General features: G+C 34.1%; 20 protein-coding genes and 1 other annotated feature. Of the genes, 16 read left to right on the top strand and 4 right to left on the bottom strand.

All coding sequences use genetic code 11. From position 1 onward, the window contains the following. Positions 1-243 precede the first annotated feature (243 nt). The 6 genes from CAN42_RS08670 (at position 244) to CAN42_RS08645 (ending at position 6,428) form a co-directional block, all read left to right on the top strand. Positions 244-969, top strand: a complete 726-nt coding sequence (locus CAN42_RS08670; RefSeq protein WP_085876346.1) for a DUF5058 family protein — start codon at positions 244-246, stop codon at positions 967-969. 2 nt (positions 970-971) lie between these two features. Further along, complete coding sequence (locus CAN42_RS08665; protein ID WP_085876345.1) at positions 972-1,679, top strand: hypothetical protein; 708 nt, start codon at positions 972-974, stop codon at positions 1,677-1,679. A 2-nt stretch (positions 1,680-1,681) separates the two neighbouring features. Next, a complete protein-coding gene (glsA, locus tag CAN42_RS08660) occupies positions 1,682-2,605 on the top strand; it encodes a glutaminase A (RefSeq protein WP_085876343.1) in 924 nt (307 codons plus the stop codon). A 98-nt stretch (positions 2,606-2,703) separates the two neighbouring features. Further along, positions 2,704-4,101, top strand: a complete 1,398-nt coding sequence (locus CAN42_RS08655; protein WP_085876341.1) for an amidohydrolase — start codon at positions 2,704-2,706, stop codon at positions 4,099-4,101. Between the two features lie 178 nt (positions 4,102-4,279). After that, positions 4,280-5,236 (top strand): threonine ammonia-lyase, encoded by a 957-nt coding sequence (locus CAN42_RS08650; RefSeq protein WP_085876340.1) that lies wholly within the window; start codon positions 4,280-4,282, stop codon positions 5,234-5,236. 10 nt (positions 5,237-5,246) lie between these two features. Next, entirely contained in the window at positions 5,247-6,428 is a 1,182-nt protein-coding gene (locus tag CAN42_RS08645) for a pyridoxal phosphate-dependent aminotransferase (protein WP_085876339.1), read from the top strand. 97 nt (positions 6,429-6,525) lie between these two features. On the opposite strand, the gene CAN42_RS08640 is transcribed toward CAN42_RS08645, so the two are convergent. Beyond that, positions 6,526-8,241, bottom strand: coding sequence for a vWA domain-containing protein (locus CAN42_RS08640; RefSeq protein ID WP_085876338.1), 1,716 nt, complete (start codon positions 8,239-8,241; stop codon positions 6,526-6,528). Next, positions 8,231-9,142: an AAA family ATPase gene (locus CAN42_RS08635; protein ID WP_085876337.1), complete on the bottom strand. Its 912-nt coding sequence runs from the start codon at positions 9,140-9,142 to the stop codon at positions 8,231-8,233. The genes CAN42_RS08640 and CAN42_RS08635 overlap by 11 nt, the downstream gene beginning before the upstream one ends. A gap of 986 nt (positions 9,143-10,128) precedes the next feature. Then, positions 10,129-10,292, top strand: a binding site (T-box leader). A gap of 37 nt (positions 10,293-10,329) precedes the next feature. On the opposite strand from CAN42_RS08635, the gene serS reads away from it, so the two are divergent. From serS to CAN42_RS08600, 7 genes are all read left to right on the top strand, one after another. Beyond that, on the top strand, positions 10,330-11,616 hold the full coding sequence (gene serS, locus CAN42_RS08630) for a serine--tRNA ligase (protein WP_085876336.1): 1,287 nt from the start codon (positions 10,330-10,332) through the stop codon (positions 11,614-11,616). Positions 11,617-11,801: 185 nt separating this feature from the next. After that, entirely contained in the window at positions 11,802-14,498 is a 2,697-nt protein-coding gene (locus CAN42_RS08625; protein ID WP_085876335.1) for a cation-translocating P-type ATPase, read from the top strand. Positions 14,499-14,655: 157 nt separating this feature from the next. Then, positions 14,656-15,663 carry a CPBP family intramembrane glutamic endopeptidase gene (locus CAN42_RS08620; RefSeq protein ID WP_085876334.1) on the top strand — a complete coding sequence of 336 codons (1,008 nt, stop codon included), beginning with the start codon at positions 14,656-14,658 and terminating at the stop codon, positions 15,661-15,663. A gap of 104 nt (positions 15,664-15,767) precedes the next feature. Further along, positions 15,768-16,148, top strand: coding sequence for a GntR family transcriptional regulator (locus CAN42_RS08615; RefSeq protein ID WP_085876333.1), 381 nt, complete (start codon positions 15,768-15,770; stop codon positions 16,146-16,148). After that, positions 16,145-16,984 carry an ABC transporter ATP-binding protein gene (locus tag CAN42_RS08610; protein ID WP_085876332.1) on the top strand — a complete coding sequence of 280 codons (840 nt, stop codon included), beginning with the start codon at positions 16,145-16,147 and terminating at the stop codon, positions 16,982-16,984. Before CAN42_RS08615 ends, CAN42_RS08610 begins: the two co-directional genes overlap by 4 nt. Then, the gene (locus CAN42_RS08605) at positions 16,981-17,601 is read left to right on the top strand and encodes an ABC-2 transporter permease (RefSeq protein WP_085876331.1); all 621 of its coding nucleotides are present in this window, start codon (positions 16,981-16,983) and stop codon (positions 17,599-17,601) included. The genes CAN42_RS08610 and CAN42_RS08605 overlap by 4 nt, the downstream gene beginning before the upstream one ends. Further along, the gene (locus CAN42_RS08600; protein ID WP_085876330.1) at positions 17,598-18,236 is read left to right on the top strand and encodes an ABC-2 transporter permease; all 639 of its coding nucleotides are present in this window, start codon (positions 17,598-17,600) and stop codon (positions 18,234-18,236) included. The genes CAN42_RS08605 and CAN42_RS08600 overlap by 4 nt, the downstream gene beginning before the upstream one ends. A 58-nt stretch (positions 18,237-18,294) precedes the next feature. On the opposite strand, the gene CAN42_RS08595 is transcribed toward CAN42_RS08600, so the two are convergent. Together CAN42_RS08595 and CAN42_RS08590 are read right to left on the bottom strand one after the other, a co-directional pair. After that, complete coding sequence (locus tag CAN42_RS08595) at positions 18,295-19,149, bottom strand: IS3 family transposase (RefSeq protein WP_135100561.1); 855 nt, start codon at positions 19,147-19,149, stop codon at positions 18,295-18,297. Beyond that, the gene (locus CAN42_RS08590) at positions 19,113-19,679 is read right to left on the bottom strand and encodes a helix-turn-helix domain-containing protein (protein ID WP_085875244.1); all 567 of its coding nucleotides are present in this window, start codon (positions 19,677-19,679) and stop codon (positions 19,113-19,115) included. The genes CAN42_RS08595 and CAN42_RS08590 overlap by 37 nt, the downstream gene beginning before the upstream one ends. A 177-nt stretch (positions 19,680-19,856) precedes the next feature. Between CAN42_RS08590 and CAN42_RS08585 the strand changes: the two genes are divergently transcribed. The 3 genes from CAN42_RS08585 (at position 19,857) to gltX (ending at position 24,590) form a co-directional block, all read left to right on the top strand. Beyond that, positions 19,857-21,182, top strand: a complete 1,326-nt coding sequence (locus tag CAN42_RS08585) for an NCS2 family permease (protein WP_062571819.1) — start codon at positions 19,857-19,859, stop codon at positions 21,180-21,182. Positions 21,183-21,534: 352 nt separating this feature from the next. Next, positions 21,535-23,097: an S-layer homology domain-containing protein gene (locus CAN42_RS08580; RefSeq protein WP_062571818.1), complete on the top strand. Its 1,563-nt coding sequence runs from the start codon at positions 21,535-21,537 to the stop codon at positions 23,095-23,097. Positions 23,098-23,114: 17 nt separating this feature from the next. Next, entirely contained in the window at positions 23,115-24,590 is a 1,476-nt protein-coding gene (gene gltX / locus CAN42_RS08575; RefSeq protein WP_085876328.1) for a glutamate--tRNA ligase, read from the top strand. Positions 24,591-25,075 lie beyond the last annotated feature (485 nt).

Raw genomic sequence — 25,075 nt, 5'->3', positions numbered from 1 at the left:
TTAGGGAGTTCTTTTTTATTCTTTAAAAGTTTTAAAAAAATTTTTCCAAAATTAAAGCTAGCTGGTTGCAAACAAAATTTTTATTAATCTCAACTTACTAATGCAATAAATTATTTTACTAAAATATTGTTTAACTTTAAGCACGAAGTTGGATATAATAAGAGTATATTAAGTCAGTATAAAAACCTTACATACTAGGAGACTTACTGATCTAATAAAAATTTTTTATAAGGAGATGAGTTTATGGATTTATTAAGTATTCTAAATTCAAAACCCCTATACCTACTAGTAGGTATATCACTTGCAATTATTTTTGGAATGTGTATCTTTTTTTGCAAAAGGGCAATAAAAAGAGCAGGAGAGCTTAATATTGGTAAGGACAAAATCAAATCAGTAATAAGAACTTCAATAATATTTTCAATTGTTCCATCAGTTTCCATCATTATAGGTCTTATTACACTTGCACCAATCCTTGGAGTACCTTGGCCATGGTTTAGACTTTCAGTAGTAGGATCACTTCCTTACGAACTTATGGCAGCTGACTTATCAGTTAAGGGAGCAGGCTTTGAAGGCTTTGAAGATTTTTTATCTAATGGAACTCCTGAAGTTATTGGAGCAATAATGTTTGTAATGAGTATCGCTATTATGGCAGGTATGGTTTTTAACATTGTTGCATTAAAAAGAGTTCACACAGGTGTACTTAAGGCTGGAGAAAAGGATACTCCTTTTGGTGATCTTGCATTATCTGTTCTTGTAGTTGGTATGATGTCAGTATTCGTACCAGTTCAATCAGTTAAGTCAACTATTCACTTACTTACAATTATAGTTAGTATGTTGATAACAGTGATTTGTTCAAAGATTGCGACAAAATACAAAGTCACTTGGTTAAACGATTTTACAATGTCCTTTGCCCTTGTTGGAGCAATGGCAGCATCAGTTATTTTCACTAATATGGGAATAGGAGGTTAATTATGCAAATGTCAAATTATATGAAAAATACTTATAGATATGGAATCATTGCAACCCTTATAGCAATGGCTCTTATGCTAGGTATTCCTGCAGTAATGTGTACAATTTATGGAATGTGGCCTGAGTGGTCTCTTATAGCATCTGTTGCTGGTCCGCTAATGGCACTTTTTGTACCGACAGCCTTGGCAGAACAACTTTCTATGATTCCAATTGGTGGTACAACTTGTTATCTAAATTCAATTCTTGGTAATGTTATGAATATCAAATTTCCTTGCTACCTATCAGCTATTGCAACTGTAGATGCAACTCCAGGTACAGAAGAAGCTGACGTTATGGGAATGATAGCAGTTACAGTTTCAGGAATGGTTTCTATGATAACAGTAGTTCTTGGTGTAATTCTTTTGGCACCATTAAAACCAATTCTTCAAACAGAAAGTGTTGCTATTGCAACCAACTACATCCTTCCAGCCCTATATGGGTCAATGGGAATCTCTGCCTTTATATCAAGAGGAGCTGGTTCAAAATACAAGGCACCAAGAAAGCCTCTTATAGCTATAACATCTCTTATTATAGTTTATGCCTTTAACTTCTTAGTGATGCCAATTGCAGGTAAGGAAGGTTACGCTATGCTCATTATGCTTGGAGTAACTTTACTAATTGCTTACGCTTATTACAAGTCAGGCATAGTTAAGTTAGAAAAAAAGGATTAATTATGAATTTGGATAAATTTTTAGAATCAGTAATTGATTATGGAAAAAATTTTACAAGCCAAGGAAAGCTTGTAGACTATATAGAAATTTTAAAAGACGCAGATAAAAATGCTCTTGGGGCTTGCATCATTGACAAAGATGGAAAGGTTTATGAAGCAGGGAGGTCTCGTGAAGAATTTGCAATTATGTCAATTGTAAAAGTACTGCTCTTTGAAATTGTTTTAGAAAATTATGAACTTTCTGAAATCAAAGAGTATATGAGACTTGAAGGATCATCAAAGGCCTACAATTCTATATTGGACTTGGAGGCAGAGGGGGGTAAACCTGTTAACCCCTTTATAAATGCAGGAGCAATTACTTCAGCCTACTTAATTTATAAAAAATTTAAGGATAAGTCTGTTGAAGTCTTAATGAAAAGAGCAAGACTAGTAATGGAAGATGAGAGTCTAGACTACAGTCAAACCCTACTTGATACAGCAAGAACAGGTGGAGAGAATAACCTTGCCCTTGCTTGGATTCTAAAAAAACATGGAACAATTGATAGGTACACTTCTGTAGAAGATGTTATAAACTTATACAATCTTGCTTGTAGTATTATGGTTAACACTAGAGACCTTGCAACCTTTGCTTCTATGATTTCTAAAGATGGGAAAAATTTAGAAGGAGAGCAAATAATTAAGAAGGGGAATGCAAGAATTCTTAGAACACTAATGGCAATTTGTGGAACCTATAACTATTCTGGTGACTTCGCAATAGACATTGGGCTACCTGCTAAGAGTGGAGTAGGCGGAGGCATAATGGCAACTACAAACAAAGAAATTGGCATCTGTACATTTTGCCCAGGACTCGACTCCTTTGGAAATTCTGTTGCAGGTCTTAAGATGCTAGAAAAAATTTCTAAGGAATTGGATTTAAACTTTTATTAAACTTTTTAAGTTTTCTTTGCTTGAAAAAGTTCAAGAGTTTATAAATTATAAAGAAGAAAGATTGATGAATTCATAAATAAAATTTTAAGGAGAAGGATATGGATAAATACAATAAAGAGCTAATAGACCTTGCAAAAAATATTTGGGAATATGCTGAAATTAAATGGAAAGAAATTAAGTCCATTGAAGCTCAAAAAGAAATTTTAAAAAAGCATGGTTTTAAAATAAATGATAACTTGGCTGATCTTCCAACAGCTTTTTCTGCTGAATATGAAAGAGGCAAGGGAGTAACAGTTGGTTTCTTAGGCGAGTTTGATGCCCTATCTGGACTTTCGCAAGTTGAGGACTTGGCTGAAAGGAAGGAAAAAGTTGATGGAGCTTGTGGACATGGTTGTGGTCACCACCTCTTAGGTACTGCATCAATAGGTGCAGCCTTAAAGTTAAAGGACTACATGGATGAAAACAAGCTAGAGGGCAAGGTAGTTTACTTTGGCTGTCCGGCAGAAGAAGGTGGAAGTGGTAAGGCCTTTATGGCAAAGGCAGGTTGCTTTGATCTAGCAGATATTGTCATTGCATGGCACCCCTTTAACGCCAATGCAATTTTCACAGGATCTCTTCAAGCTAACAAACAAGTTTATGTTAGGTTTAGAGGTAAGGGAGCTCATGCAGCAGCATCTCCTCACTTAGGAAGATCTGCCCTTGATGGACTAGAGCTAGTTAATATTGGTGTTCAATTCTTAAGGGAACACATGCAAGACTTCGAAAGAATTCACTACTCAATCATTGATCCGGGATCAGCATCACCTAACGTTGTCCAACCTTATGCTGAAGGACTTTACCTAATCAGATCAAAGGACACAGAACATGTTAATAGACTTTACAAGAGATTTGAAAAAATTGTTGAAGGTGCAGGACTAATGACTGAAACTGAGCCAGAAATAATTTTCGATAAGGCTTGTTCCAATGTAATTCCAAATCCTGTAATTGAAGAAGAACTTTACAAGGCCTTCTTGGAAGAGGGACCAATTGACTTTACAGAAGAAGAATTAAAATATGCAGAGAACTTTAGGGCTACTTTCCCAGAAGAAAATATTGAAAGCGAACAAACTCTTGTCTATGCAGTTGACAAGGTTGATGAGTTAGCCTACCTAAAGGATCACATACTTTATGATAAGATTTTGGACTACAAGCATTCCGATGAGTTGGGAATGGGATCATCAGATGTTGGTGACTGCTCTAATGTTGTGCCAACTGCACAAATTATTACAGCTTGCTTTGCAATAGGAACAACAGCTCACTCTTGGCAAGAAGTTGCTCAAGGGAAGTCCTCTATGGCTATGAAGGGAATGTTAAAGGCATCTAATGTAATGTCAAGAGCTGCAAGAAGCTTTATAGAAAACCCTGAACTTGTTAAGAAGGCTCACGAAGAATTTATAAAGGTGCGTGGAGAAAAATTCATATCACCACTACCTGATGGAGCAAGACCAAGGATGTAAGTTAATAAAATAAATTGTTAGAGGTCTCTTCGGAGGCCTTTTTTAATTTGCTATTCAAAATTTTTCTACAATGAATTCTTTTGTTTTTCAAAGGTCAATATCATTTTACAAACTCACTTTATCGTATTATAATATCAAAAAAGGTTACAGTATATTTAATTTTTTTAAAGGAGAAAAAATGGATTATAAAAATGGATACAAGGAAACTATAAAGGCGAGAGAAAGAATAGGGGATTTTATTTATGAAACTCCTCTAGTAAGACTTAATCATATTTCAGAAATGCTTGGCACATCTATTTATGCAAAACTTGAAAATATGCAAAAGACAAATTCCTTCAAGATAAGAGGTGCTCTAAATAAAATTAGAAAACTTTCTGAAGAAGAATTAAAAAAGGGTGTTGTCACAGCTTCTAGTGGTAATCACGGCAAGGGAATTGCAACTTGCGCAAAAATGTTAGGGATCCCAGCTAAGATTGTCCTATCAGATACTTCTACTGAAGCCAAGAGACAAATGATAAAAGATCTTGGTGCAGAAATTGTAATCACAAGCGTTGAAACAAGATTTGAAGTTGCAAAGGAAATTTCTGAAAAGGAAGGAATGACTTTCATTCATCCTTATGACGACTTAGATGTTTCTGAAGGTCAAGGAACTATTGCAGTGGAAGTCTTAGACAAGATGGACAACTTGAAGATGATTGTTCCTATTGGTGGTGGCGGACTAATCTCTGGTATCGCCATGTATACTAAGGGAGTTTCAAAAGGATCCAAGGTCATTGGAGTTGAACCAGAAAATGTTGCAAGATATACTTTATCACTTAAAGAAGGTGAGCCAAGTCAAGTAAAGAGGGGAGCAACTCTTGCTGATGGACTTCTTTCTGTTAAACCTGGAGACCATGTTTTTCCAATTGTAAGAGATCTTGTTGATGACATTGTAACTTGCCAAGATAAAAATATTAAAAAAGCTTTAGATTTATTGTATAATAAAGAGAAATTAATTGTTGAGCCATCTTCTGCAATAGGTCTTGGTGCAATCTTAGAAGGCAAAATAGATTATGATGACAAGGACAAATTAGTTCTCATAATAACAGGTGGCAATGTAGAAGGCAGAGCAATTGAAGAAATAATAAATTCTTAGGGAGGAAATCATGAGAGATTTTATTTGTAGTAAGTTTAATAAGGTTGGGCCATCTGGCATTAGAAAAATCAATGAAAAAACCCTTGAGATGGAAAGAGCTGGCAAAAAAATCTACCACTTCGAAGTAGGCAGACCAGACTTTGACACTCCAAAGGTAATAAAAGATGCTACTATAAAGAGCATCGAAGATGGAAATGTTTTTTATACATCAAATTATGGCGTAATGCCTCTAAGAGAAGCTGTGGCTGAAAAACTTAGAAATGAAAATAATTTAGACTATACTGCAAAGGAAGTCTTGATAACAGCAGGAGCTACTGAATCTATTTATGATTCTTATTCACTAATCCTTGAAGAAGATGACGAGATTCTTTTACCAAACCCATGCTGGCCAAACTATGTTAACGCAGCTTATATTATGGGAGCTGTGCCTGTAAGATATAGTCTTGCAGAAGAAAATGACTTCCAAATTGATTTTGATGAACTTGAAGGTCTTGTTACAGAAAAGACTAAGGCTATTGTAATTATTAACCCATCAAACCCAATTGGATCTATGTTCACACTAGAAACTTTGGAAAAACTTGCTGACTTTGCAAAGAAAAAAGATATCCTAGTAATTTCTGATGAGATTTACGAAAAGATTATTTATGGAAACAAAGAGCATGTATCCATTGCATCTCTTGATGGAATGAAGGAAAGAACTATTACTATTAATGGTTTCTCAAAAACTTATTCTATGACAGGCTTCCGTCTTGCTTATATTGCAGCCCCAGAAGAATTTATTAGGGTCCTAAATATTATCCACCAACACAATACTTCTTGTGCAACTTCCTTTGTTCAACATGGAGGTATCACTGCCCTTAAAGAAGGAAATGAAGGCGCAGAAGAAATGGTTAAGGAATACAAGAGAAGACGTGATTACATTGTCGATAAAGTTAACTCCATTGAAGGACTTAGCCTAAATGCACCTGATGGTGCCTTTTATGCCTTTATAAATATCAAGGGACTAGGAGTTTCTTCAGAAGAATTTTGCAACTACCTTCTTGATGAAGAATGTGTTGCAATTGTTCCAGGAACAGTTTTCGGAAGTGCTGGAGAAGGCTTTGTTAGATTTTCCTACGCATCTTCTTACGAAGATATAGTTGAAGGTCTTAATAGGATGGAGAAAGCTTGTAAGCATTTTTTAAATAAGTAAGCTCATTGGATTTTAAAAATTATTTATTCAGTGGTCCTTGTTAAGGAGGATTTAATATAGCAAAAGCATTAAAAATAGAGTAGGTTTCTCATTGAACCTACTCTATTTTATTTGCATAAGTTTTTAAAAATATACCAACTACCTTGTGGAAGCGGGCGATGTCAGTTATATAAGCGTAGTCATTGCCGTAAATCTTCTTGATGTTCATACTTTCTGCCTCTTTGCCAGTGAAGACTCCAAAGGTGTTGATCCCTTTAAGTCTTGTCAAGAGGACTTCCTTTGATGTGTCCATTACAGCTTCTTCGTCCTTGTAATTTTCTCCAGGCGTCTTTGATGCACCAACTATTCCAATGTCGATTTCGTCAAAGGGAAGGCCATCAGTTAGAACAATTAAAAATCTTCTTGCGTCTCTGTTTTTTGAAATCAGGTGTCGCATAAATTTTATTGCAAGGCCATCTCTATTAGATCCCGAAGGAGAGTACTTGAAGATGTCCTTATTTTTTATTTTTGGATCATTGTAGTCTCTGTATTTTTTTATTACAAGATAATTGTAAAAGTTGTTGTAAGAGAAGACCCTAGTTTTTATATTTAAAGATGTTAGGGCCTCTGCAATGATATAGGTTTCTGTTGCAAGAATTTCCTTCCTATCATTTTGTGAAGCAGAGGAGTCCAAGAGAATGTCTACATAAATTTCATTGGAGTCCTTCCTGTTAATTTTTTCAAAAATCCTATCTTCATTTAACTCTCTCGTCTTCCAAATTTCTGATGGAATAATTTTTCCAGAAGTGGATTTTAATATTTCATCTTCAGATTCTTTTAAGAGGGAATTTTTTACTACGCCAGCAAGTTCTCTTATGGCACGAGAATTTTGCAACTTGTTGCTCTCATAAAAGTTTAAGTTGTCAGAGTAATTTCCCTTCTCTTCTTGGGCATAGTATGAAGACTTATTTTCAAACTTTCCCACAGGGAAGAAAAATTTTATTTCCTCGTGGATGCCAGTTGAAATCTCTTGGGCAATCCTATCAGCCGTGTGTCTTTTTATTTTTTCTATCCCATATCGTTTGACTAGAGCCTTGTAAATACTTTTGTCTCCAAAGTTATTTACTAGAGTGTCTTCTTTAACGTTTATGTCCCTGTAGTCGTCATTAAAGAAGGTGAACTCAGCTGACTCAATGTTGTACCTCTCAAGGAAGTCCTTGTCTATGAAATTTTTTCTCTGGTAGGGAGAATTTTTCTTTGAAGTTGAGTTGGACTTAGCTTCTTTTTTAAATTCATCGTAGGACTCTTCTGTGTCATGGGGAAGGTCCTTGTTGATGTGAAAATATTTTTTGAAAAGATATCTTAAGAAGTCAAGATACTTAAAAGTATCTTTCTCCTTAAAGTTATAAATTTCTCCTAACATCTCTTCTAAGACTCTTTGGACCTTTGGATATTGACCTTTTTCTTTTCTGATGTAGCCAATTTTAAGTTCCGTAGTCATAATAATTTTTTGTCTGCTTAGATTTTTTAAAATTTTTTCATCGTGGCCATTTTTAAAATCCAAGGTCCCTGGTCTTTCCAAAATCATTTCTTGTGAAAAAATATTTTCCAAAACTAATTTTGAAATTTCCCACAAGTCCCTTTTGTTGTTTAATGAATTTACATACTTCTTGAAGAAGTCATCAAGTACATAAAAATCAAAATACCTACTGGCATGACCAAGAAGGGCAGCCTCGTAGGAGTCTTCAGGTTTAAGTGAAAAATTAAAAATATCAAAGTCGTAGAAGTCTGATAAAGTCCAAAAAATATTTTTTAGCCTATTTTCATCCTTCAAAGAGATCAGCTCTTTCAATATTTTTTACAAAAAGTGTGTCAATGACGTCATTGACAATTTCCTTTTCGTAGGAGTCAAAGGTCTTGTCAACAATGCCAAGGTCAAGGGACTCTCTTATGCCAAGTCCACGATTCATTAGCTCAATACTTGACATAAGTCCACGAAGGTCTATGGCCTTGGAAGAAATTTCTGAGTTAAGAGATTTCTCTTGAAGGTCTAAAAATAATCTTGTGAAAATTTTTATTGCATCTTTGTTGAGTCTTGTGTTTTCTTTAAACAACTTTGCAAGGTCCTCTTCAGTAATAGTTGGCATATCGATTACCAAAAATCTTGACACCAAGGCTTCGTTAAGATCACGAGTACCAATGTAGCCGTAGTTCATTGTGGCGATAAATCTTGTTGCATCGTTTAGCATAAGTCTGTCGTAACCAGAAATATCAAGAACCCTTCTGTAGTCAAGAGTGGAGTGGACAACGGAAAGGGCTTCGTTCTTAGCCATATTTATTTCGTCAAAGACTGCAAAGCCACCTTCTTCTGCTGCTTCATAAACTGGTCCCTTCTTAAGAGTTACTTCGTTGTTCTTGAAGGTATCAGATCCAATTAAGCTTGAAGGGTCTGATGCAATGTTTAAAGAAACTGTCCAGAGGGGTCTCTTAAAGAGATATGCCAAGTTTTCTGCCAAAACATTTTTGCCCGTTGCCTTTGGTCCAGAGAGGAGGATATTGTCGCCAGATAAAATTGCAGCGATGGCCTTCTCCCAAGTTTTTTTGCCGTAATATTTGTATTTTATATTTGGAATTCTATATTCAAAATCCTTATTTAAATTATGTTTTTTTATAAATTCGTCTACTCCCTTAAGTAGATCCTTTGAAACGCCTTGTGAAAGTAAGAAGTCTCTCATTTCATCACCTCTTGCCTATTATAACAAAAAGAAAAAATATGTGTGGGAAATAAATTTTGTAAAAGATTTATTTTATTGTTATAATGTAAGAAAGTATAAAGGAGGAATCATTATGGCTTTTACTTCTAAATCACTTATTGCTTTAATCTTAGGTTTTGGGGTCTATGTAGGAATTTTTGTACTTATTATCTTGGCAATACTTGCCATTATAAAGTATCTTAAAAAATAAAAAAGGCCTTGCAGCCTTTAAAAATAAAAATCTTGTGTTATAATATAGATAAAGAGGACACCGTTTAAGACGGTTGCTCTAAGTTGATATTTATTTAATACCACTTGTAGTGCAATACAGGTGGTATTTTATTTTATGCTATTTCTTATTAAGAAACAGGGCTAATATAGCAATAATCAAACCAATGAATTTTAGCACAAGGCTTAATATTTCAAAATCTGACATTGCAATCACCCCCTTTACTATAAAAGTAAAGAGCAACCACCTTGGTATGTCCTCATTCCTATTATACATATTTTATAAAACTCCATCAATTAATAAATTGGTAAGAGTAAGTCATAAATAAAAAAAGGCCTTGTAGCCTTTAAAAATAAAAATCTTATGTTATAATATAGATAAAGAGGACACCGTTAATACCCATTCGGGCACAAGCAGCGGTCGCCTTATAGTTAGTTTTATACTAAAACCACTTGTAGTGCGATACAGGTGGTTTTTTCATTTTAACTACTTTTTATCGTAAAGTGTTAAGATGATGACTATTAGTGTTGCAAATTCTATTATTAAGGATAGAATTTCATAGTCACTCACGTGTGCCCGAATGGGTATAGTCGTCCCTCCTAATATTTTTATTAGGCAACCACCATCTGTATGTCCTCACTCTTATTATAATCATTTTTAACAACGCAATCAATTGAAGTTACTTTAAAGGACAAAAAGCTTGAACTTATTTTTACTTATGTTATAATAAAAAAAACTAAAAAAGGCGATAATTGAGAATAGTAATTTTAAAAAGTTTTTAAGAGAGCAGGTGGCTGGTGAAAACCTGTAAAATTTTTAAGATGAATCCACCTCATAGTCTATGAAATTTTAAGTGAACCATTTGGTTAATTAGGGTGGCAACGCGGGTCTCTCGTCCCTTTAGGGATTGAGGGGCTTTTTTTATTTTAAGGGAGGATTTATGTTAGACATTAAATTTGTAAGAGAAAACCCAGAAGCAGTTAAGGAAAACATTAAAAAGAAGTTCCAAGATGACAAACTTCCACTAGTTGATGAAGTTATAAAGATTGACGAGGACCTAAGAGCAGCAAAAACTAAGGGCGACAATCTTCGTGCAGAAAAAAACCAAACTTCAAAAGCAATTGGTGGCTTTATGCAAAAGGGAGAAAAGGACAAGGCAGAAGAAGCAAAGAAAAAAGTTGCTGAAATTAATGAAGAGATAACAAATCTTGAAGCTACTGAAAGAGACCTTGCTGAAGAACTTAAGAAGAGGATGCAAGTTATTCCACAAATGATAGATGAAACAGTGCCAATAGGAAAGGACGACAGCGAAAATGTTGAGCTTGAAAGATTTGGCGAACCAGTAATTCCTGATTTTGAAATTCCTTACCACATTGACATTATGGAAAGCTTTAACGGAATTGATCTTGATTCTGCAAGAAATACATCAGGTGCAGGTTTCTATTATTTAAAGGGAGATATTGCAAGACTTCACTCTGCAATCCTAGCTTACGCAAGAGACTTTATGATAGACCGTGGCTTTGAATATCACATTCCACCTTTTATGATTAGATCAGATGTAGTTACAGGTGTTATGAGTTTCACAGAAATGGAAAACATGATGTACAAGATTGAAGGCGAAGACCTTTACCTAATTGGTACTTCTGAACACTCAATGATTGGTAAATATATAAATACAATTACTCCAGAAGAAGATATGCCTCTTGCACTTACTTCATATTCTCCATGCTTCAGAAAGGAAGTTGGAGCTCACGGTATTGAAGAAAGAGGGGTTTATAGGATTCACCAATTTGAAAAACAAGAAATGGTTGTAATTTGTAAGCCAGAAGAATCAAAAGACTGGTACGTAAAATTATGGCAAAACACAGTGGACTTCTTCCGTTCATTAGATATACCTGTTAGAACTCTTGAATGTTGTTCTGGTGACTTAGCAGACTTAAAGGTTAAGTCTCTTGACGTTGAAGCCTTCTCTCCAAGACAAAATAAATATTTTGAAGTTGGATCATGTTCAAACCTTGGCGATGCACAAGCAAGAAGACTTAACATCAAACTTCGTGGCAAGGATGGCACATACTTTGCCCACACACTAAACAACACAGTTGTTGCTCCACCAAGAATGTTAATCGCCTTCTTAGAAAACCTACTTCAAGAAGATGGCAGCGTAAGAATTCCAGAACCACTACAAATGTATATGGGTGGAATGACAAAGCTAACTCCAAAGAAATAAAAATAATTTATTAAGTCTTATTCATTGTTTTAAAGAAAGTAATTTGATATAATTTACTCACTTAGGGGAGTAACTTTTAAATTTTCAGTCGTCATTACGGCATTGCCCGGCTGGAAAGCTTATTATGTAAGTATGTGAGACCGACGTAACAGTCGGTCTCTTTTTTGTATTATAGAGGAGGAAGTATGGAAAAAAATTGGTATAATCAATCTCCTGATGAAGCCCTAAAAAATCTTTCTACAACTAAAGATAAGGGACTAAGTCAAGAGGAAGCCAAGGTTAGGCTTGAAAAATATGGAAAAAATGCTCTCGAAGCAGAAAAGAAAAAATCTTTTGGAGAGAAGTTAAAGGAACAAATCCTTGACCCAATGATTATCATCTTAATGCTAGCAGCCCTTGTATCAGCCTTCAATGGTGAAGCACTTGATGCAGGAATAATTATTGCCATTGTAATTGTCAATGCCTTTTTATCAATCTACCAAGAAGGCAAGGCAGAAGAAGCTATTGAAGCCCTACAAAAGATGTCGTCACCAAAGGCCAAGGTCATAAGAGATGGCGAACACATTGAGGTTGACTCCAAGGCACTTGTGCCAGGGGATATTATCATCCTTGAAACAGGTGACATAGTACCAGCGGACTTAAGACTTTTAGAGTCTTCAAACTTAAAGATTGACGAGTCATCCCTAACTGGTGAATCAGTTCCAGTGGAAAAGGAAGCCTCTGTAGTCTACGATGGCAAGATGGAAATTGGTGACAGAGAAAACTTAGCTTACTCATCAACTATTGTAACTTACGGCAGGGGTATGGGACTTGTTATAGAAACTGGTCACGAAACAGAAATTGGAAAGATTGCAACTTCAATTGCAACAGTTGGAGATGAACAAACTCCTCTTCAAAGAAAACTTGCAAAATTATCAAAGACTCTTGGTATTTTAGTTCTTGTAATTTGTGCAGTAGTTCTTGGAGTTGGCATACTTTATAAGCACGACCCAAGAGAAATGTTTATGACTGCAATTTCTCTTGCAGTAGCAGCAGTGCCAGAAGGATTACCTGCCATTGTAACAATTGTACTTTCAATTGGCATGGGCAAGATGGCAGAAAAAAATGCCATTGTTAAAAAACTTTTGGCAGTAGAAACTCTTGGAACAACTACAGTAATTTGTTCCGACAAAACTGGTACTCTTACACAAAATGAAATGACTGTTGTAAAGGTATTTACTGACGGACATATCTATGATGTTTCAGGAACTGGTTACTCTCCAGAAGGTGACGTAACAAGAAAAGATGCAAAAGTTACAATTGAAGAAGACGAAAACCTTAAAATTTTATCTTCTATCGCAGCCCTAACTAATGATGCAAAATTACAAGTTAAGGGTGAGGAAGCATCAATCATTGGAGACCCAACTGAAGGTGCCCTTCTTACCTTTGCAGAAAAGGCAGGTAATGGTCTTAAGGAACTTTACAGTAACTTTGACAGAATCGAAGAAATTCCTTTTGATTCTGATAGAAAGATGATGACAACTTTCCACGACAAGATTTTTGATGACATTGCATCCTTTACAAAGGGAGCACCAGACGTTGTCCTTGAAAGATGTAGCAAAATCTTAATAGATGGAAAAGAAGTAGACCTTGATGAAAAATTAAGAGAAGAAGTCTTAGCAAAGAACAGTGAGTTTGCAAGATCTGCCCTAAGATGTTTAGGCTATGCTTATAGAAAACACAGGGATATGCCAAGTGAAATCACATCAGAAAACATTGAAAAGGACATGGTTTTTGTTGGACTTACAGGTATGATTGACCCTTCAAGACCAGAAGCAAAGGCAGCAATAAAAGAATGTAGGACTGCAGGCATAAGACCAATTATGATTACAGGTGACTACCTTGAAACAGGTCTTGCTATAGCAAAGGACCTTGGCATTGCCACATCAGATGATGAAGCAATCTTGGGTAGAGAACTTAATGAAATGTCCGAAGAAGAACTTAGAGAAGTTGTAAAGAAAAAATCTGTCTTTACAAGAGTCTCTCCAGAAAATAAGGTTCAAATTGTTACAGCCCTAAAACAAAATGGCCACATAACTGCTATGACTGGTGACGGAGTTAACGATGCACCAGCAATTAAGAAGGCAGACATTGGTATTGCCATGGGTATAACAGGTACTGACGTTGCAAAAAACACTGCAGAAGTAATTTTGACAGACGACAACTTTGCAACAATTGTAAACGCAGTTGAAGAAGGAAGAATTATTTATTCTAACATCAAGAAGTTCGTTGCTTATTTACTTTCATGTAACCTTGGGGAAGTTTTAATAGTATTGATTTCAATCCTAATGAACCTCCCTGTGCCACTAATTCCTATTCAACTACTTTGGCTTAACCTTGTTACAGATTCCTTCCCAGCACTTGCACTTGGAGTTGAAAGAGGAGAGGCAGACATAATGAAGGAGCCGCCACGTGATCCAGACGAACCAATCCTTGACACAGAAATTAAAATTACTGTTGCCATCCAATCTATCGCAATCACACTTGCAACACTACTTGCTTACTTGGTAGGACTTAAGTGGTATGGCACAGGTGAAGGACTTGGACACGCAAGGACAATGGCATTCTCAGCATTAATTATTTGTGAGCTTCTAAGAGCTTACACATCAAGATCAATTGACAAGACTGTATTTCAAATTGGAGTCTTCACAAATAAAAAATTGGTGCTTGCAACAGCCTTCTCCTTCTTATTAATGCTAGTAGTAATTTATGTACCAGTATTAAACGACGCCTTTGGACTTATGGACTTAGGACCAAAAGAAATCGCAGTTGTACTTGGTTCATCAGTTATCCCGCTAGTTGCAGGAGAAATTCAAAAGAAAGTAAGATTCAAGAAAAAATAAAAAATATAAATCCAAAGTATCCTTAAACTAATAAAGTCTAAGGATATTTTTTTATTGAAAATTTTTATAAAATCTTGACAAAATTATTTACTGGGTTTATAGTGTAAATATAAAGTATATACACTTAAAATTTAGATTAAGGAGAGTGAGAGATATTATGAAAAAAGATTTAAAAATTTTTATTGGCATATCATTCATTATTCCCTACTTAATGGGATTTGCTATTTACTATTGCAAACTACACAATATAAGCACAAATATTTATCCTTTATTTCAAATGTTCATTCCATTTTTGGGTGTGATTGCACTGTTGTATAAAGAAGATAAAAATATTTTAAAAATTGCTGCTCTAAGAATATATTTTGTGGCAAGTCTTATATTATTCGTACTTTCAATAATAAATATTTTTTATCAAGAGTTTAGCGGATTGTCTGAACTAGTTATTTTAATTTCAGCTATTCCAATGATAATATCTATTTATAAAATGGACAAAAACTTGAAAAAGAAGTTAGCACTAGATAATCCAAATAAAAAATTAACCTTACTTATGTGCTTACTTTTTATAATTATATATTTTTTGAGAACTTTTTTAGGTTATGTATTGCAAGGGGAAGCAAATGAATTTTTTAAAATCTTAAATCCAAAGAGTTTAAGAATTTTTATTTCAATTTTTATTTTTTCTTTTTTAAATATTATGCCATACATAGGAGAAGAATATGGTTGGAGGGCTTATCTAGCACCAAGGTTAAAAGAAATTTACGGATTTAAAAAATCTATTCTACTTACAGGTTTTATTTGGGGAATTTGGCATTTACCACTTAATTTATTTTATTACTCAGATGGACTATTGACATCACAAATTTATTCCATACTTGTACAACTTGTATTCTGTACATTTTTAGGGATATTCTTAACTTATGCCTACAATAAGACAAAGTCAATCTGGGCACCAGTTATGATTCACTATTTAAACAATAATCTTGCCCTACTATTTGTCACAGATTTTTCTAAGGATATATTTTCTGGACAACATTATGATTTAAAAGGAACTTTATTTTCAATAGTAGGTTCAATAATATTTTTTGGAATTTTTATTTTTTCAAAATACCTTAAGGATGAAAATCTCTGGGAAAAATCTGTATATGAGAAGATTAAAGAATCTTAATCATTTTGTACTTTTACAAAATTTATAAAAATTATTAAAATCACTAAAACAAGTATTGTGTAAAAGCAAAAAAATAAAGTATATAGGCTTAAAGGTGGTGTGATATGAAAATTATTATTTCAAATGACTCTGGCCTTCCAATTTATGAGCAGATTAAAAATCAAATTAAGGCTCAAATCGTTGCTGGTGACCTAAGGGCAGACGAAGCTCTTCCTGGTATGAGGACTCTTGCCAGCGACTTAAAGGTTTCTGTCATTACAACAAAGCGTGCCTACAACGACTTGGAGCAAGAGGGATATACTTATTCCATGCCAGGCAAGGGTTCCTTTGTAAAAAAATTAAATGAAGAAGTTGTAAGAGAGAATGCTCTTGCAGAGATTGAAAAATATTTTACTGACGCAATGACTGTTGCCAAGGCTGCAGGAATTGAAATGGAAGAATTGCAAGAAATTTTAAAGACATTAGATGAAGTGGGTGAAGTATGAAAGCAATAGAAATAAAAAATTTGAGAAAAGAATTTAAGGACTTTGACCTTGATATAGAAAATTTAGAAATTCCAGAGGGAGCAGTCCTTGGACTAATTGGGGAGAACGGTGCAGGTAAGACAACACTACTTAAGTGCATCTTGGACCTCTATAGGTATGATGGGGACATAAAAGTTTTTGGAGAGGAGATTCACAAGGAGTCCTTTGAAAAAATTGGGGCAGTGATACCTGACTCCTTCTTTAACGATACTTTTAAGATAAAAGACGTTGTTGATATTTTAAAAGTTGCCTACAAAAATTTTGATGAAGAAATGTTTTATGACTGTGCAGATAAATTTAAGATGCCAAGGGACAAAAAGTTAAATGAGCTCTCTACTGGTAACTTAATGAAGTTAAAAATTATTTCTGCAATTTGTCACGACCCTGACCTCTTGATTCTTGACGAGCCAACATCAGGTCTTGACCCAGTTATTCGTGACGAAATCATAGGATTTTTATTTGACTACATCAAGGACGGGGACAAGACAATTTTATTTTCATCACACATCTTGTCTGACATAGAAAAAATTGCCGACTATATAATTTATATCCACGAGGGAAGAGTAATCTTATACGATGAAAAGGACTCCCTAATAGAAAAATATGGAATTTTAAAAACTTCTGAAGAAAACTTAAAAAATTATGGAGATTTTATTTTAAAGACAAGAAAAAATAAGTACTCAACAGAAGCTCTAATAAAAAACGTCCAAGTTTTTAAAGAATTTTATCCTAACGAAGTTGTGGATAGGGCAAATGTGGAGGACATAATGATATTTTTATCAAGAGGTGGACAATGAAAGCAGTTTTATATAATGACTTTAAACTTGTAAAGAATATTGTCCTACCAATTGTTATATTTGTTACTGCAATACTTTTTATAGGTTTTTTGATAACAGGACAAGTTTTCAGCAAGTTTTTTAGCCAATGGACTCTTACAATGATCTTTATCATTAGGGCACAAAGCGTCTTTGGGGATAACTTCAAAGATTTTCAAAAGTTCATGACTATGCCAATATCTATTGAGGACTATTCTCTTGCGAAGATAATAAAAAACTTAATTATCTTTGTAATTACTTCTCTTGTTTTGCTAATGGGATTAATTCTTAGTAATGAGGAAGATAAAAACATTATCATAGACATTTATATGAGCCTATTTATAGCCATGGACTTTATGGCACTTAGCCTTAGCCACATTGTTTTTACAAGATATCAAAGGGGACTTGTAGTTTTCCTTTATACCTTAATTGGGATAATTTTTGGAGCAGGCTTAGCTTTTATTTATTCAAGTTTTTATGAAAGCTTTGCTATTTACAGACCAATATTTATAGGTGTATCAATAATAATTTGCATCTTGTCCTTTAGCTTAGACTACAAATATTCTACAAAATACTTGAGAGAGAGGGGGATATTATGAAAACACTCCTAGTAAATGATTTAAAAATTAGAAAAAAATTTATTATTGTCTATCTCATATTTATTGCAATGATTTTTGCCATTAAGAGCCTAGGACTTTTTACAAAAGAATTTAGCTTCTTTGCAGAAAAACCCTTTGCCACACTTTTTCTAATAGCTATCCTATTACACTATGTCTTATACGTAATAAGTAGTGAAGGAATGATAATTGACAAGAGCAAACCCTATTTACTATGTATGGGTGTATCAAGAGCTGACATAATAAATGTAAAGTTCTTGAAGGTATTAAGTATATTTATAATAGATTCACTTTTAATGACTTACATCTTGCAAAATGTTGAAATAAATGGTCTTGAATTTAAGGTTGGACTTTTCGTTATATTGTATGTGATGGTATACTACCTTATAGGTATCCCCATCTATCTTTACTTTGGACAAACAAGTGGAATGGGCACAATCTTTACATTATCGCCAGCTCTACTTCCCTTGCTTGACAAAATTGGAAAAAATCCAGCAGGATTTTTCTTAGGCATAATAAAAAATACAAGCTCCCTTAAATTAAGTTTCTTCTTAATCATCTTTGTCGTAGCAATTTATATCATCGCTCGAATAATAGGAGAGAGAAAAGATTATTAATAAAGAAAGACTTTTGAAGCCCCTGATGTGTACCCATAAAACTGGACACAATATTCAATTAACTAATTGTAGTGGATGCTAACCTATACTTTGTAGGTGGCATCCATTTTGTTTTGGATTGAATTCTTTCATTATTGTAATAATCAATATATTCCTCTATTGCTCTCGAAAATTCTTCAAAAGAGCTATAGCTCTTTTCATAACCATAATAAATTTCATTTTTTAATCTTCCAAAGAATGTCTCCATAATGGAGTTATCATAACAATTTCCCTTCCTTGACATTGATTGTCTTATACCATGTTTTTTAAGCTCATTCACATAATATTTATGTTGGTATTGCCATCCTTGATCTGAATGCAGTATTAGATTATTTAGTTTTGGAAATTTGTTAAATGCTTTTTCTAGCATATTGGATATTTGTTTTAAATTAGGGTGTAAGGATAAGTCATAAGAGATTATCTCATTTGTATACATATCAAGTATTGGAGATATGTAGCATTTACCCCAAGAAAATTTAAACTCTGATACATCAGTGGTCCATTTTTGCAGAGGTCTATCTGCCTTGAAATCTCTATTTATTATATTATCAGCTACTTTCCCTATCTTACCCTTATATGAGTGATATTTTTCCTTAGATCTTTTTCCGAATAGTTTTAACTCATGCATTATCCTTTGAACTCTTTTATGATTTATGACATAACCTTGACTTAGCAACTCCATATATACTCTTCTTACTCCATGTCTTCCTTTGTGTAAGTTAAATATTTGAGTTATTTTATCTGCCACATGACTATTCTTAATTTTTATTTTATCAATTTTATTTATTTCAAAATAGTATGTTGACCTTGGCATATCAATAGCTATTAAAAGATATTTTAGTCTGTATCCTTTTTCTTTGAGTTCTTTGACAATCGCTGCTTTTTCGCCTTGAGTTGCGCAGCGTAGCGTTCTTCTCTCAAGGCGATCTCTTTTTTTATTATTTCATTTTCTGCCTTTATATATTCATTTTCTGCTCTAAGTTTTATTAGCTCTTCTCTTTCAGATTCATTAAGTTCTTTTGCTTTATGGTTATTTTTACTTTTCATGCTTGGATTTTTGGATTTACGACCTTTCTTTTTATTAACAAGACCATTATATCCATAATTTTTATACTTGTTAACCCATGAATAGAGTTGTCCATCATTAATTCCATATTCAATTGCTATGGACTTTATTGAATTTCCAGCTAACACTTTAGATACCATTTCTAATTTCTCATCAGGTGTCCAATTGATATTATTTCCATGTTTTAAAATTTCTGGTCCATGAAGTTCTTCTAACTTAAACCATATTCTAATTGAATTATGAAAGATTTTTTCTTTTGTTCCTTCAGGTGTATTGGGCCATTTACCTTCTCTATACAACTGTACACATTCTTTTTTGAATTCATAACTATATTTCATAAAAAATACCCTCCTTACTGGTTTGTCCAGTAAAGAGGGTACATATCACCCACTTCAAGAGTCTTTTTTTATTACTTAAAATTAAATAAAAGAAAATAAAAAAAATATTATCATCACACTTTCATTTGTCTTGCAATGTGATAGAATAAAAAATGTATTTTATATGAGGAGGAAAAAATGGAAACAAATTCAAGTTTTTTAGAAAGAACATTTTCTCTTAATGAGAGAAAGACTAATGCCAAGACAGAGTTTTTGGCAGGGCTTACAACTTTTATGACAATGTCATATATCCTTGTTGTAAATCCAAATATGTTATCTGAAACTGGAATGGACAAGGGTGGAGTTTTCACTGCGACTATTATTTCGTCAATCATTGCAATGATCTTTATGGGATTGTATGCAAACTTGCCCTTTGCACTTTCAGCAGGAATGGGACTTAATGCTTTCTTCACTTACACAGTTGTATTAAGCATGGGTCACGATTGGTCCTACGCCTTAACGGCAGTATTCGTAGAAGGTGTCATATTTATAGTGATGAGCTTCTTCAACATTCGTGAAGCAATATTTACTTCAATACCGATGTCACTTAAGAATGCAGTATCTGTTGGTATAGGCTTATTTATAACCCTAGTTGGACTTACATCAGCAGGAATTATTGTAAATAATGATGCAACTCTAATTTCTCTTGGAGAAATTGCATCAAGACCATCCTTTGTATTCATAGTATCACTAATGGTTATGGCATTTCTTACTGCAAAAAAAGTCAAGGGAGCACTTTTATATGGAATTATAACAGGAACTGTACTTGCTCTTATCTTAGGAGTTAGTCACTTGCCTGATGGAATGTTATTTTCACTTCCACCATCACTTAGCCCTGTTGCCTTTAAACTTCACTGGGGAGACATCTTCACTTTTGATATGTTCTCTGTTATGTTTACATTCTTATTCGTAGACTTATTTGACACAGTGGGAACTCTTACTGGAGTTGCAACTAAGGCAGACCTAATTGATGAAGATGGAAACCTACCAGGAGTTGGTCGTGCACTCTTATCTGATGCCATTGGTACAGTTGTTGGTGCCCTACTAGGTACATCTACTGTTACAACTTTTGTTGAATCAGCATCAGGTGTTGCAGACGGAGGAAGAACTGGACTTACAACTATATCATGTGCCTTCTTCTTCTTTATATCACTATTTTTATTCCCAATTTTTTCAATTGTGCCAGCACAAGCAACATCGGCTGCTCTTGTAATGGTAGGACTTTTTATGATTAGTCCAATTAATCAAATAAAATTAGATGACTACACAGAATCAGTTCCAGCCTTTTTGACAATGGTGACAATGCCCTTTGCATATTCAATTGCAGAAGGTATTTCTGTTGGAATGATCTCTTATGTAATTTTAAAAGTAGCAACAGGACGTGGAAAAGAAGTTTCACCTGTTATGTACCTATTGGCTCTTATCTTTACAATAAGATACCTAAGACCAATTCTACCTTTATAAGAAATTTATAGTAAATTTTTAGGACTTCAAAAATTATTTTGGAGTCCTATTTTTTTTATGAGTGATTTTTAATTTGTAAGTGATAAATTTTTATGAAGTTATAATTTTTTATGAAGTCGCAATTATTTATAAAGTCGTAATTATTTATGTAGCTTTAAATTTTTTTGAAGTCGTAAATATTTATTAAGTCATAAATTTTTACAAAGTTCTATGAAAATAATTTTTTATGAAAGCTTTTTAGTAAAAATTTATTTTTTATTTAGGATGACCTCCTTACATTAAAAAAAGCCGAGTTTATTGAATTGTTAAAGCCCCTTTAGTATAATTATAAATATATTAAGGGGGCATTCTAATGAAAAAAATGTTTTTATACATTCTTATGGCTTTTACTCTTTTTGTAAATGTTTTTGCCGCTGAAGACATTCAAGTTGTCCTAGAACAACCTGGTTTATCTCAGGCAAAGAGTGGAGACAGCCTAAAGTATAATTTAATTGTAAATTTGCCAAGAGATTACAAGGAGAAGTATTCATCTTTTTCTGTGACTCTTTTGTTGGATAAGGCACTTGAGGTCAAGGAAACAAAGTTAATTGATGAGAAGGAAGTAACTGGTAAGCTAGATATTAGGGAAACTTCTATTAAGGGCAAGGAACAAAGCATCGTCACAATCAATGCTAACGACTTATCTGTTATAAAGGGCGACAGACTAAACCTAGAAATTAGCACTAGGGTAAAGAATGATGTTGGATCAAGCTCCAACTTGAAAAACTCCTTTGTCCTATCCTATGTAGATAAGGAAGGGGACACTAAGAGTGACCAAAAAAATCTTGAGTCCTCAACAAAAACTCAAAATGGAGTTTTGATTATCAAGGACCTTTACGATGGGGCAAGTGAAATCCAAGGTACAACAGAAAAAAATGCTGATTTAAGACTTGCTATTGATAAAAAACTTGTGGCAACTACTAAGGCAGATGAAAAGGGGAACTTTAGATTCCAAGGGCTTGACTTAAAAGAAGGATCTTTTCTCAGAATAGTTGCAAGGACAAAGGACAAGGAAGCAAGCCTTGACTATTTGGTAAAGGCCAAGCTTGAGGCAAAAAAATCAACAGAACTTGTAAATGAAAATAACGTTGAACTAGAAACTTATAGCACAATAAAAACTCTTGAAAAGTTAACTGACTATGTTGACTTTGCGAAAAATCTTTCCACTGCCAAGGCAGGTATCCAAAATGAAAGGAGACTTCGTGCAGCCATTGCCTCAGCTGAATATGTTGTAGTAAAAAGCGAAGTTTCAACTGATGAAGTAAATAAGTCTCTTGAGGAGCTTCAGAAGTCCATAAGTCTTGTTAGACTCCCATATATGTCAGGTATATCAAGTGATAAATTCGCTCCAAACGAAAAAATAACTAGGGCAGAGGCTGCTTCAGTTTTAAAGAGGTTGATTAATGACAAGGCCAAGGCCAATGGAGAGACTAACTTTAGTGACTTGAAGGAGGGCCAATGGTTCTATGACAATATTGTCTTTATAGAAAGGCAGGGCCTAATAGCTGGTTATGAAGATGGAACTTTTAGACCAAATGAGCCAATGACTAGGGCACAGTTTGCCAGCATGATGGCAAATTATTTAAAATTGAATGTGGGCAACCACCCAATTGATTTCAAGGACGTAAAGGGAAATTATTGGGCAAGTGATGCTATAAATGCCTTGTCAAGTAATGGAATTATGGTTGGAAAGTCAAAAAATGAATTCAAACCAAATGACAAGATTACAAGGGCAGAAGCTGCCACAATTTTCAACAAGATTTTGTATAGGAAGATTAACAAGTCTTTCTTAGATAAATATTCAAGCAACCCCTTTAAGGACCTAAACAGGGACCACTGGGCATATTATCAAGTTATAGAAATTACAGCAAAGTAAACAGAAAGGAATAAAAAATGTCAGATATTAAATTAAGATTTGCACCATCACCAACAGGTTACCTTCACATTGGAGGTTTGAGAACAGCTCTTTACAATTACTTATTCGCAAAGAAAAATGGCGGCAAATTTGTCTTGAGAATCGAAGATACAGATAGGACAAGATATGTTGAAGGTGCCATAGAAAACCTAATTGAATCTCTTGAATGGGCAGGCATAACTCATGACGAAGGTGTTATTGTTAAGGACGGCAAGCTAACAGAAGTTGGCGACTGTGGTCCTTACATCCAATCAGAGAGACTTGACATCTACAAAAAATATGTTGATAAATTAATTGAAGATGGCCACGCTTACTACTGCTTCTGTTCTAAGGACAGACTAGATAATCTTAGGGAAGAACAAAGAATTAAGGGAAAGGTGCCTAAGTATGATGGGCTTTGCCGTGGAATTCCTCTTGAAGAAGCTAAGAAGAGAGTTGCGGCTGGAGAAGACTATGTTGTAAGACTTAAACTTCCAAAGAACAAGGACATCACTTTTATGGATGCAGTTCGTGGAAAAGTTACAATTAACACTGACGAAATTGACGACCAAGTCCTAATGAAATCAGATGGTTTTCCAACTTACCACATGGCTGTAATTGTTGACGACCACCTAATGGGTATAACTCACATTGTAAGAGGGGAAGAATGGCTTCCATCTACTCCAAAGCACGTTTATCTTTATGAATGTCTTGGCTGGGAAGCACCAGAATTTGTTCACCTTCCAACAGTTTTAAACAAGGACAGAAAAAAACTTTCCAAGAGACAAGGAGATGTTTCTGTAGAAGACTTCAAGAAGAGGGGCTACCTACCAGAAGGTATTGTAAACTACCTTGCACTTGTTGGCTGGTCTCCGGAAGATGGAGAAGAAATTATGTCCCTAGATGAGCTAGTAGAAAAGTTCTCCTTCGACAGAGTAGGAAAGTCTGGCGGAATCTTTGACACTGACAAGTTAAACTGGGTTAACTCTCACTACATGAAGTCCTACGACTTAGAAAAACTTGCTGAACTTGCTATACCATTTGTAACTGAGTCAGGTCTACTAAGTGAAGAAGAAATTAGAAACAACTTTGAATGGTACAAGATCTTAATTGATACAGTGAGAGAAGCTTGTGACAAGTTAGAAGACATTCCTGGACACATTAAGTTCTTATTTGGCGACATAGAAATCACAGAAGACCAAGCTAAGGAAGAGCTAGCACAAGAACACGTGCCTGCACTTCTTGACTCCTTTATAAAGATTGTAAAGTCACACGATGAAATTGACATGGAAACTGCCAAGGGACTTATGAAAGAAGTTCAAAAGGACTCTGGCGTCAAGGGCAAGCAACTTTACATGCCAGTAAGAGCAGCAATCTCTGGAAATGTTCACGGACCAGAAATGCAAAATATCCTTTACCTCTTAGGCAAAGACAAGTTAATTGAAAGAGCAGAAAAAATTAAAAATTCACTTTAATTAAAAAAATTGGACTAGTCATAGAGATTAGTCCTTTTTGTTTAAAGATTGAGACCTAAATTTTTCTAAAAAATAATTTTTAATGATAGATATTTTTTTATTTTATAAACTATAATATTATTACAAGTATTTTTTAGGTGGGGGATATAGTTGACAACAAATATAAAAAAATTTTTGAAGGTAATCTTTTGGCAGTATCCTAAAAAATCTAATATAATTTATAGGATTTTAATTCATGCCTTTATAATATTTTTAAGCTTGGGTTGGGCTTATATTTTTATTGATAATATAAATATTACTTTTATTAAAGTTTGTCTTATTATCTATACTTATCTCAGTTTTCTATCTTTTTTACCCAGCCTTCTTATTGTTGGAAGTCTAGATGAGAAAAGTGGAAAGTCTTTATTTATTGTATATATATTATCTTCTTACATCTTGGCCTTTATCAGCCTATTTATTTTAATCTACTTAATAAAAAAGGACTT

It is taken from the genome of Peptoniphilus vaginalis (assembly GCF_900176605.1).
Lineage (GTDB): Bacteria > Bacillota > Clostridia > Tissierellales > Peptoniphilaceae > Peptoniphilus_A > Peptoniphilus_A vaginalis.
Note: the sequence above shows the minus strand (reverse complement) of the source record. Positions and strands in the feature narration are given on the sequence as shown.

Coding starts and splice junctions, on each gene's coding strand:
- CAN42_RS08605 (WP_085876331.1), top strand. CDS start 16,981: ATGAAAGCAGTTTTATATAATGACTTTAAACTTGTAAAGAATATTGTC.
- CAN42_RS08580 (WP_062571818.1), top strand. CDS start 21,535: ATGAAAAAAATGTTTTTATACATTCTTATGGCTTTTACTCTTTTTGTA.
- CAN42_RS08625 (WP_085876335.1), top strand. CDS start 11,802: ATGGAAAAAAATTGGTATAATCAATCTCCTGATGAAGCCCTAAAAAAT.
- CAN42_RS08635 (WP_085876337.1), bottom strand. CDS start 9,142: ATGAGAGACTTCTTACTTTCACAAGGCGTTTCAAAGGATCTACTTAAG.
- CAN42_RS08585 (WP_062571819.1), top strand. CDS start 19,857: ATGGAAACAAATTCAAGTTTTTTAGAAAGAACATTTTCTCTTAATGAG.
- CAN42_RS08655 (WP_085876341.1), top strand. CDS start 2,704: ATGGATAAATACAATAAAGAGCTAATAGACCTTGCAAAAAATATTTGG.
- glsA (WP_085876343.1), top strand. CDS start 1,682: ATGAATTTGGATAAATTTTTAGAATCAGTAATTGATTATGGAAAAAAT.
- CAN42_RS08645 (WP_085876339.1), top strand. CDS start 5,247: ATGAGAGATTTTATTTGTAGTAAGTTTAATAAGGTTGGGCCATCTGGC.
- CAN42_RS08610 (WP_085876332.1), top strand. CDS start 16,145: ATGAAAGCAATAGAAATAAAAAATTTGAGAAAAGAATTTAAGGACTTT.
- CAN42_RS08600 (WP_085876330.1), top strand. CDS start 17,598: ATGAAAACACTCCTAGTAAATGATTTAAAAATTAGAAAAAAATTTATT.
- CAN42_RS08650 (WP_085876340.1), top strand. CDS start 4,280: ATGGATTATAAAAATGGATACAAGGAAACTATAAAGGCGAGAGAAAGA.
- CAN42_RS08665 (WP_085876345.1), top strand. CDS start 972: ATGCAAATGTCAAATTATATGAAAAATACTTATAGATATGGAATCATT.
- CAN42_RS08615 (WP_085876333.1), top strand. CDS start 15,768: ATGAAAATTATTATTTCAAATGACTCTGGCCTTCCAATTTATGAGCAG.
- serS (WP_085876336.1), top strand. CDS start 10,330: ATGTTAGACATTAAATTTGTAAGAGAAAACCCAGAAGCAGTTAAGGAA.
- gltX (WP_085876328.1), top strand. CDS start 23,115: ATGTCAGATATTAAATTAAGATTTGCACCATCACCAACAGGTTACCTT.
- CAN42_RS08590 (WP_085875244.1), bottom strand. CDS start 19,679: ATGAAATATAGTTATGAATTCAAAAAAGAATGTGTACAGTTGTATAGA.
- CAN42_RS08620 (WP_085876334.1), top strand. CDS start 14,656: ATGAAAAAAGATTTAAAAATTTTTATTGGCATATCATTCATTATTCCC.
- CAN42_RS08670 (WP_085876346.1), top strand. CDS start 244: ATGGATTTATTAAGTATTCTAAATTCAAAACCCCTATACCTACTAGTA.